General features: G+C 63.7%; 6 protein-coding genes. 2 read left to right on the top strand and 4 right to left on the bottom strand.

Annotation, left to right across the window (positions count from 1 at the left end; all coding sequences use genetic code 11):
* Positions 1-88 precede the first annotated feature (88 nt).
* The 4 genes from NUV89_RS25170 to NUV89_RS25155 all read right to left on the bottom strand — a co-directional run bounded on the left by NUV89_RS25170 (position 89) and on the right by NUV89_RS25155 (position 6,544).
* A complete protein-coding gene (locus NUV89_RS25170; protein WP_257783454.1) occupies positions 89-1,408 on the bottom strand; it encodes an MFS transporter in 1,320 nt (439 codons plus the stop codon).
* Between the two features lie 272 nt (positions 1,409-1,680).
* Entirely contained in the window at positions 1,681-3,006 is a 1,326-nt protein-coding gene (locus NUV89_RS25165) for a sigma-54 dependent transcriptional regulator (RefSeq protein ID WP_257783453.1), read from the bottom strand.
* Positions 2,991-4,766 (bottom strand): ATP-binding protein, encoded by a 1,776-nt coding sequence (locus NUV89_RS25160; protein WP_257783452.1) that lies wholly within the window; start codon positions 4,764-4,766, stop codon positions 2,991-2,993. The genes NUV89_RS25165 and NUV89_RS25160 overlap by 16 nt, the downstream gene beginning before the upstream one ends.
* 254 nt (positions 4,767-5,020) lie before the next feature.
* Positions 5,021-6,544: a fumarate hydratase gene (locus NUV89_RS25155; protein WP_016971118.1), complete on the bottom strand. Its 1,524-nt coding sequence runs from the start codon at positions 6,542-6,544 to the stop codon at positions 5,021-5,023.
* A 215-nt stretch (positions 6,545-6,759) separates the two neighbouring features.
* Here NUV89_RS25155 and NUV89_RS25150 point away from each other — a divergent pair, with 215 nt between their 5' ends.
* Complete coding sequence (locus NUV89_RS25150) at positions 6,760-7,692, top strand: iron-sulfur-binding ferredoxin reductase (RefSeq protein WP_257783451.1); 933 nt, start codon at positions 6,760-6,762, stop codon at positions 7,690-7,692.
* Between the two features lie 30 nt (positions 7,693-7,722).
* Entirely contained in the window at positions 7,723-8,472 is a 750-nt protein-coding gene (locus NUV89_RS25145) for an enoyl-CoA hydratase-related protein (protein ID WP_257783450.1), read from the top strand.
* Positions 8,473-8,535: the final 63 nt, after the last annotated feature.

Here is an 8,535-nt window from a genome sequence, read left to right as displayed (position 1 = left end):
TAAAGATGTCGACTGACACGCCGCCTTCGCGAGCAAGCCCGCTCCCACACAAGCCCGCTCCCACAGTTTTTTCTACTGCATCAGGTTGTTAGTCCGTGGTAATCCGCGAATGCTTGCGGGTGTCTTTCATGGTCACGTAGACCACCAGCGACACCGCGATACACGCGGTCACGTACCAGTAGTAACCCGTCTCCATGCCAATGCTCTTGAACCACAGCGCAATGTATTCAGCCGTACCGCCGAAGATCGAGACGGTCAGCGCATACGGCAGGCCGACGCCCAGCGCACGGATTTCGGTGGGGAACAATTCGGCTTTCACCACGGCGTTGATCGAGGTGTAGCCGCTGACGATGATTAGCGCTGCCATTATCAGGAAGAACGCGCCCCACCAGGTCTGGATGGTGTGCAGGGTGGTGAGGATCGGTACGGTACACAGGGTGCCGAGGATACCGAACGCGATCAGGATCGGGCGGCGGCCAACCTTGTCCGACAGCCCGCCGACCAGGGGTTGGATGCACATGAACAGGAACAACGTCGCCGCCGAGATGGTGGTGGAGTCGGAAATGCTCATGCCGACGGTGTTCACCAGGTATTTCTGCATGTAGGTGGTGTAGGTGTAGAACGCCAGGGTGCCGCCCATGGTCAGGCCGACCACGGTCAATACTTCCTTGGGGTGGCGCAGCAAGGTGCGCATCGCGCTTTCCTTGGCTTTTTCCTTCTTGGTGAACGACTCGGTTTCTTCCATGCCGCGACGCAGGTACAGCGCAACGACTGCGCACAGCGCGCCGATGGCAAACGGGATGCGCCAGCCCCAGGCGTACAGCTGCTCGGTGGTCAGGGTCTGTTGCAAGACGATCAACACCGCAAGGGCGATGAGCTGGCCGGAGATCAGCGTCACGTACTGGAAGCTGGAGAAGAAACCGCGACGTTCCTTGGTCGCCATTTCACTCAGGTAGGTAGCGGACGTGCCGTACTCACCGCCCACCGACAGGCCTTGCAGCAAGCGCGCGAGCACCAGCAGGATCGGCGCGCCGATGCCGATGGTGTCATAGCCGGGCGTCAGGGCGATCAGCAGCGAGCCGAAGCACATCAACAGCACCGAGGCCATCAGTGCGGCCTTGCGGCCTTTGTAGTCGGCGTACATGCCCATCAACCAGCCGCCGATCGGGCGCATGATGAAGCCCACGGCAAAGATCGCGGCGGTGTTCATCAGTTGTGCGGTCGAGGAACCGGCGGGGAAGAAGGCTTTGGCGAAGTACAGCGAGAACGCGGCGTAGACGTACCAGTCGTACCACTCGACCATGTTGCCGACGGAGCCACTGAAAATCGATTTGATACGGCTGGAGGTGGTGCGCTCTGTTGCCGGCGCGGCCGCCGACCCCAGAGGCAGGGTGTTGGAGTTATCCATTGAAGGATCCTTCATCTAGTTGTTTTTATGGAGCGTGCCTGGGCACAGCCTGGCTGGGGCTATAGCAGGAGCTGTGCCAGGTGGATGAAGGCCCGGTCTAGAAGGGTTGGGGGATTTTTTTGAGCGGAAAGTTGCTGATGAATGGGGGGTGATGAGCGGAAATCCGCTTATGGCGGCTGGCCTCATCGCAGGTAAGCCAGCTCCCACAGGGGAATGTGTTCACAGATCAAACTGTGGGAGCGGGCTTGCCCGCGAAGACGGACTAAAGGCCGCTAGAGAAACATCTCCCTGACCAACCCATGCCGCTGCATCTTCTCATTCAACGTCCGCCGCGGCAGTTGCAACTCCGCCAGCACCGCCTTGATATCGCCCTTGTGCCGCGTCAGCGCCGCCTTCAAACAATGCGCCTCAAACGCTTCCTGCTGCGCCGCCAGCGACTGCCCGGCCTCGATTACCTCCGGCTCCGGCTCGCCCAGCCCCAGCACCTGCCGTTCGGCGACGTTGGCCAGCTCGCGCACATTCCCCGGCCAGTCATGGCTGAGCAGGCGCCCCAGTTGCGCGCCGCTCAGCGGTTGCGCCGTGCGGCCCAGGCGTTCGCCCGCGCTGTGGGCGAAGTGGTCGTACAGCAATGGAATATCTTCACGCCGCTCACGCAACGGCGGCAGGCGCAGCTGCGCGACGTTCAGGCGATACGCCAGGTCTTCACGAAAACGCCCGGCGCGGGCTTCTTCCAGCAGGTCGGGCTTGGTCGCGGCAATGATGCGCAAATCCACATGGATGCTCTGGTTGGAGCCCAAGCGCTCGAGTTTCTGCTCCTGCAGCACCCGCAGCAGTTTGACTTGCTGGGCCAGGGGCATGCTTTCGATTTCGTCGAGGAACAGCGTGCCGCCGTGGGCGTATTCCAGCTTGCCGATGCGCTTGCCCTGGGCGCCGGTGAACGCGCCGCTTTCGTGGCCGAACAACTCGGCTTCAAACAGTTGCTCGGGGATCGCCGCGCAGTTGAGCGCGACAAACGGTTTTTTCGCCCGTGGGCCGAAGTCATGCAGGCAGCGTGCGACCAGTTCCTTGCCGCTGCCGGTCTCGCCGCGGATCAGCACGTTGACCGGCAGGCTCGCCAGGTCCAGCACTTGCCGGCGCAGGTTCTGCAAACCCCGGGACACGCCGAGCAGCGTCGCGTCCAACTGCGACCGATGATCGGCCTGTTGATGCAGGCGGCGGTTTTCCAGGATCAGCCCGCGCTTGTCCAGCGCCCGGCGCAGGCTGTTGAGCAGGGCGTCGGGGCTGAAGGGTTTTTCGAGGAAGTCGTAGGCGCCGTCGCGCATGGCTTCCACCGCCATCGGCACATCGCCATGGCCGGTGAGCAGGATCACCGGCAAGTCGGCGTCGCGGCGCTGCACTTCGGCGAGCAGCTCCAGGCCGCTGAGGCTGGGCATGCGCACATCGCTGAGGATCACCCCGGCAAAGTCCCTGGGCAATTGCGCCAGGCATGCTTCGGCGCGACTGAACAGCTGCACTTCAAAGCCCGACAGGCTCAACCACTGTTCGACGGCCGTGCGGATGCTGGCTTCGTCATCCACCACAATCACTGCGTTAAGCATAGGTCGGGCGTCTCCAGCGCGATGGGCAAGGTCAGGGTGAAGACGGCGCCGTCGCCACGGTTGCCGGCGATCAGGCGCCCGCCGAGTTCGTGCACGATGGCGTAGGACACCGCCAGCCCCAGGCCCAGGCCGTCACCCACCGGCTTGGTGGTGAAGAACGGGTCGAACACGCTGTTGAGGTGCTCTTCGGCGATCCCGCCGCCGCTGTCGCTGACGGTCAGCTGCCACAGTTGCTGGTCGGCGTGCAGGCGGATTTCCAGGCGTTTGCGCGGGGTGGTGGCCATCGCGTCGAGGGCATTGCGCAGCAGGTTAATCAGCACCTGTTCCAGGCGGATCGCGTCGCCGCGCACCCAGGCCGGGCGGGTCAGGTCGAGCACCACACCGATGGACTCGTCGCGCAGGCGTGCGTCGAGCAGGTGCAGGGATTGATCGACCACCAGCGCCAGGTCCAGGCGTTCGCGCAGGCCGCTGGGGCTTTTGCGCGCAAAGGTCTTGAGGTGGCCGGTGAGCGCGGCCATGCGCGTGAGCATTTCGTCCAGCGGGGTGAGGGCCTTATAGGCGTCGTCCACACGGCCGTGGTCGAGCAGCAGGCGCAAGGTGGCCAACTGCATGCGTTGGGCGGTCAGCGGTTGGTTGATCTCATGGGCGAGGGCGGCGGACATCTGCCCCAAGGCCGCCAGCTTGGCCGACTGCACCAGGCCGTCCTGGGCCGTGCGCAGGGCCTGGGTGCGTTCTTCCACCAGTTGCTCAAGCTCTTCGCGGCTGCGCTGGCGCAAACGGGCCAGGCGCCAGCGCTGGGTGAGAAACAGCACGAGGAACACCAGCGCCAGCCACGAGCCTGCGGCGGCGAGGCCGGCGTTGCGTTGGTCCTCAAAGGCAAACTGCGGCTTGCGCAGCAGGTGCAGGGTCCAGCCTTCGGCTTTCAGCGGCAGGGATTCCCAGATGTAATTGGCCTTGCCGTCGGGGCCGTTGACGCGCACCAGGTGGCTGTTGTCGTCAAAGCGTTGCAGCGCCTCGGTCTCCAGGGGTTCCAGTTGTTTCCTGTCGTATTGGCGGGTGGCCTTGAGCTCGGCCAGATCGGTGGCCGACAGCGGCCGCAGGTTGCGATAACGCCAGCCTGGCTGATTGGCGATAAACACGATGCCACGCGCGTCGCTGACCAACAGCAGGTCGTTGCCCTGGGCCCATTCGCGTTCCAGTTCGGGAAATTCCAGCTTGACCACCATGGCGCCGAGGAACTGCTCGTGCTCATCCACCACCGCGCTGGAGAGGAAATACCCCGGCACCCCGGTGGTCACCCCGACGGCGTAAAAGCGCCCGGTGCCTTGGCTCAGGGTCTGGCTGAAATACGGGCGGAACGCATAGTTGTGCCCCACATAACTGCTCGGCAGGTTCCAGTTGCTGGCGGCCACGGCCAGACCGGTGCGGTCCATCAACTCCAGGGTGGACGACTGCGCGGCGCCGTTGATGCGCTCCAGCTTGCGGTTGAGCACGTCCTGGGTGGTGGCATCCAACGGGCCTTTCAACGCATTGATCATTTCCGAGTCCAGCGCCAGCACGGCGGGCAGGGCGCGGTAGCGTTCGATCAGGGTGTGCAGGGAGTTGGCGTACAGCGCGAGTTGCTGGTTGGCACGGGCGGCGTCGTCCACCAGGGCCTGGCGTTCGGCGTGGCGGGTGGCCAAGGCGGCGGCCAGCAGCGCGCCGGCGATAATCAGCAGGGAGTAGAAGGTCAGGCGCAGGGGGCGAGGGATCACGATCATACGGTGATGAACAGGCGCAATGAGGGGAGTGCACCATACCATGGGTGCCCGGATCTTGTGGTGAGCGGGCTTTTGTGGGAGCGGGCTTGCTCGCGAATGCGGTACATCAGTAACAGATGTACTGACTGACACACCGCCTTCGCGAGCAAGCCCGCTCCCACACAAGCCCGTCCCCACAGGTGAATCGTGTGAGCCATAAAAAAGGCGACTGGGCCTTGGGGCCGCAGTCGCCTTTTTCCTTGCGGGGGAAGCGCTTACTGCACTTCTACCGCCAGGCTTTCACTGATCTTTTTCTGCCAGATGGCAGGACCGGTGATGTGTACGGATTCGCCCTTGCTGTCCACCGCAACGGTGACCGGCATGTCTTTCACGTCGAACTCGTAGATCGCTTCCATACCCAGTTCGGCGAAGGCGACAACGCGGGACTTCTTGATGGCTTGCGCCACCAGGTAGGCGGCGCCGCCCACGGCCATCAGGTACACCGCCTTGTGGTCCTTGATCGCTTCGATGGCGGTAGGGCCGCGCTCGGATTTGCCGATCATGCCCAACAGGCCGGTTTGCTCCAGGATCTGACGGGTGAACTTGTCCATCCGCGTCGCGGTGGTCGGGCCGGCTGGGCCAACCACTTCTTCGCGCACCGGATCCACCGGGCCGACGTAGTAGATAAAGCGACCCTTGAGGTCCACCGGCAGGGTTTCGCCCTTGTTCAGCATCTCGACCATGCGCTTGTGCGCAGCGTCGCGACCGGTGAGCATCTTGCCGTTGAGCAACACGGTTTCGCCCGGCTGCCAGCTCTGCACTTCTTCCGGGGTCAGGGTGTCGAGGTTGACGCGGCGGGCCGATGGGCCGGCTTCCCAGACGATTTCCGGGTAGGCGTCCAACGGTGGCGCTTCCAGCGACGCCGGGCCCGAACCGTCGAGCACAAAGTGCGCGTGACGGGTGGCGGCGCAGTTGGGGATCATGCACACCGGCAACGAAGCGGCGTGGGTCGGGTAGTCCATGATCTTCACGTCGAGCACGGTGGTCAGGCCACCCAGGCCCTGGGCGCCGATGCCCAGTTGGTTGACCTTCTCGAACAGCTCCAGGCGCATCTCTTCGATACGGTTCTGCGGGCCGCGCTTTTTCAGCTCGTGGATGTCGATGGATTCCATCAACACTTCCTTGGCCATCACCGCGGCTTTCTCGGCGGTGCCGCCGATGCCGATGCCGAGCATGCCCGGTGGGCACCAGCCGGCGCCCATGGTCGGAACGGTCTTGAGCACCCAGTCAACGATCGAGTCGGACGGGTTGAGCATGGCCATTTTCGACTTGTTCTCGGAACCGCCGCCCTTGGCCGCCACGTCCACTTCCACGGTGTTACCCGGGACGATGGAGTAGTGGATGACCGCCGGGGTGTTGTCCTTGGTGTTTTTACGCGCGCCGGCCGGGTCGGCCAGGATGGATGCACGCAGGACGTTTTCCGGCAGGTTGTAGGCGCGACGCACGCCTTCGTTAATCATGTCGTCCAGGCCCATGGTGGCGCCATCCCAACGTACGTCCATGCCTACGCGCACGAACACGGTGACGATACCGGTGTCCTGGCAGATCGGGCGATGGCCGGTGGCGCACATGCGCGAGTTGATCAGGATCTGGGCGATGGAATCACGGGCCGCTGGCGATTCTTCGCGCAGGTAGGCTTCGTGCATGGCCTGGATGAAATCAACGGGGTGGTAATAGGAGATGAATTGCAGGGCGTCGGCAACGCTCTGAATCAGGTCGTCTTGCTTGATCACGGTCATGAGTCGCGCTCCTCTATAAGGGAACATTCAATAAAGGTGGCTTCAGTGTTGCATCGGTCGGCTGAAGCCACCTTTCCAAGGCACGCCAATGGTGCAGGCGCGACGCTAAAAAGGCGCGGCAGTATAACCCGGCGCGGTGGCCGATACACCCGACTATGGTCAAACTGTCGCAGGCATGATTCCCTGTGCCCATCCCCTGAGATTGAGACCTTTATATGCCTGAACTGCACGTCGGCGAACGCCACTGGTCGGTCGCCCCCGGCAGCAATCTGCTGGACGCGCTGAACCAGGCGGGTGTGGCCGTGCCCTACAGTTGCCGCGCTGGCAGTTGCCATGCGTGCCTGGTGCGCTGCGAGGGGGAGGTTGAGGACAAGCAGCCCGACGCCTTGAGCCCGGCGCAGCGTCAGGAGGGCTGGCGGTTGGCTTGCCAGTGCCAAATCACGGGTGATCTGCGGGTTGAAACCTTTGATCCTGCGCGTGATGGTTTGGCGGCGCAGGTGGTGGGCGTCGATTGGCTGAACCCGACGGTGCTGCGCCTGCGCCTGCAGCCTGAGCGCGGCCTGCGTTATCGCGCCGGCCAGCACCTGGTGCTGTGGGCGGGGCAGGTGGCGCGGCCTTATTCCCTGGCGAGCTTGCCCCAGGACGAGCCGTTCCTGGAGTTCCACCTCGATTGCCGTCAGCCCGGTGAATTCAGTGATCGTGCCCGCCAGTTGCAAGTTGGAGATGTTTTGCGCCTGGGCGAGTTACGCGGCGGCGCGCTGCAATACGATCCCGACTGGCAATCCCGGCCGTTGTGGCTGCTGGCGTCGGGCACCGGCCTCGGCCCATTGTGGGGCGTGTTGCGCGAGGCGTTGCGCCAGGATCACCAGGGCGCCATTCGCGTGATTCACCTGGCCCATGATGCGCAAGGGCATTATTTGGCCGAGCCCCTGGCCGCACTGGCTGCGCAGCATCCGAACCTGACGGTGGAGTTGTGGACGGCGGCGCAGGCGACCCAGGCATTGGCAGAACTGCGGCTTGTTTCGCGGCAAACGCTGGCCTTACTCTGCGGGCACCCCGCCCAGGTCGAGGCGTTTTCCAAGCGCCTGTTCCTGGCGGGCCTGCCGCGCAATCAACTGCTGGCCGATGTGTTCCTGCCCCGTGGTTGAGCGCTGAATTCCAAGGCCGCGAGAATCGCCATGACCGACGCCATCCTGCAGTACCGCGAACGCGGGTTGCTGACCTTGCAGCTCAATCGCCCCGACAAGAAAAACGCCCTGACTCGCGCGATGTACACGCAGTTGGCCGAGGCGTTTGAACAGGCTGACGCGGATGAGGCTATTCGTGCCGTCCTGATCCAGGGCAGCAGCGCGTGTTTTACCGCCGGCAACGACATTGGCGACTTCCTTGAGCAGCCGCCCACCAGCCTCGACAGCCCACCGTTTCACTTTATGCAAAGCCTGCTCAACTGCCGCAAACCGGTGATCGCCGCGGTGGCGGGCGCTGCGGTGGGTATCGGCACCACGCTGTTGCTGCATTGCGACTTGGTCTACGTCAGCCGCGATGCGCGTTTGCGCATGCCGTTTGTCAACCTGGGACTGTGTCCGGAGTTTGGTTCGAGCCTGATCCTGCCGCGCTTGTTGGGGCATGCGAAGGCGGCTGAGTTGTTGCTGTTGGGCGAAGGCTTCAGCGGTGAGCAGGCCGCCGCGTGGGGAATTGCCACCGAGGCGTTGGCGAGCGGCGAAGCGGCGTTGGCCAGGGCGCGGGAAATGGCCGCGCGTTTTGAAGACCTGGCGCCGGGGGCGGTGCAGGTGACCAAGCAACTGATGAAGAGTGTGGATCGCGAGCAGTTGCGGCAGGTGATCGAGGAAGAGGGGGCGTTGTTTACCCAGCGGTTGAGGTCGCCGGAGGCGGTGGCGGCGTTGTCGGCTTTTATCACTCGGCGATGACTGTGTGGTGATTGGTCGGGCCTCTTCGCGGGCAAGCCCGCTCCCACAGGGGATCGCGGTCAA

This window comes from Pseudomonas sp. 18.1.10 (assembly GCF_024655625.1).
In the GTDB taxonomy this organism is placed as follows: domain Bacteria; phylum Pseudomonadota; class Gammaproteobacteria; order Pseudomonadales; family Pseudomonadaceae; genus Aquipseudomonas.
The sequence above is the reverse complement of the archived record's forward strand: the minus strand, read 5'-3'. Positions and strand labels throughout refer to the sequence as shown.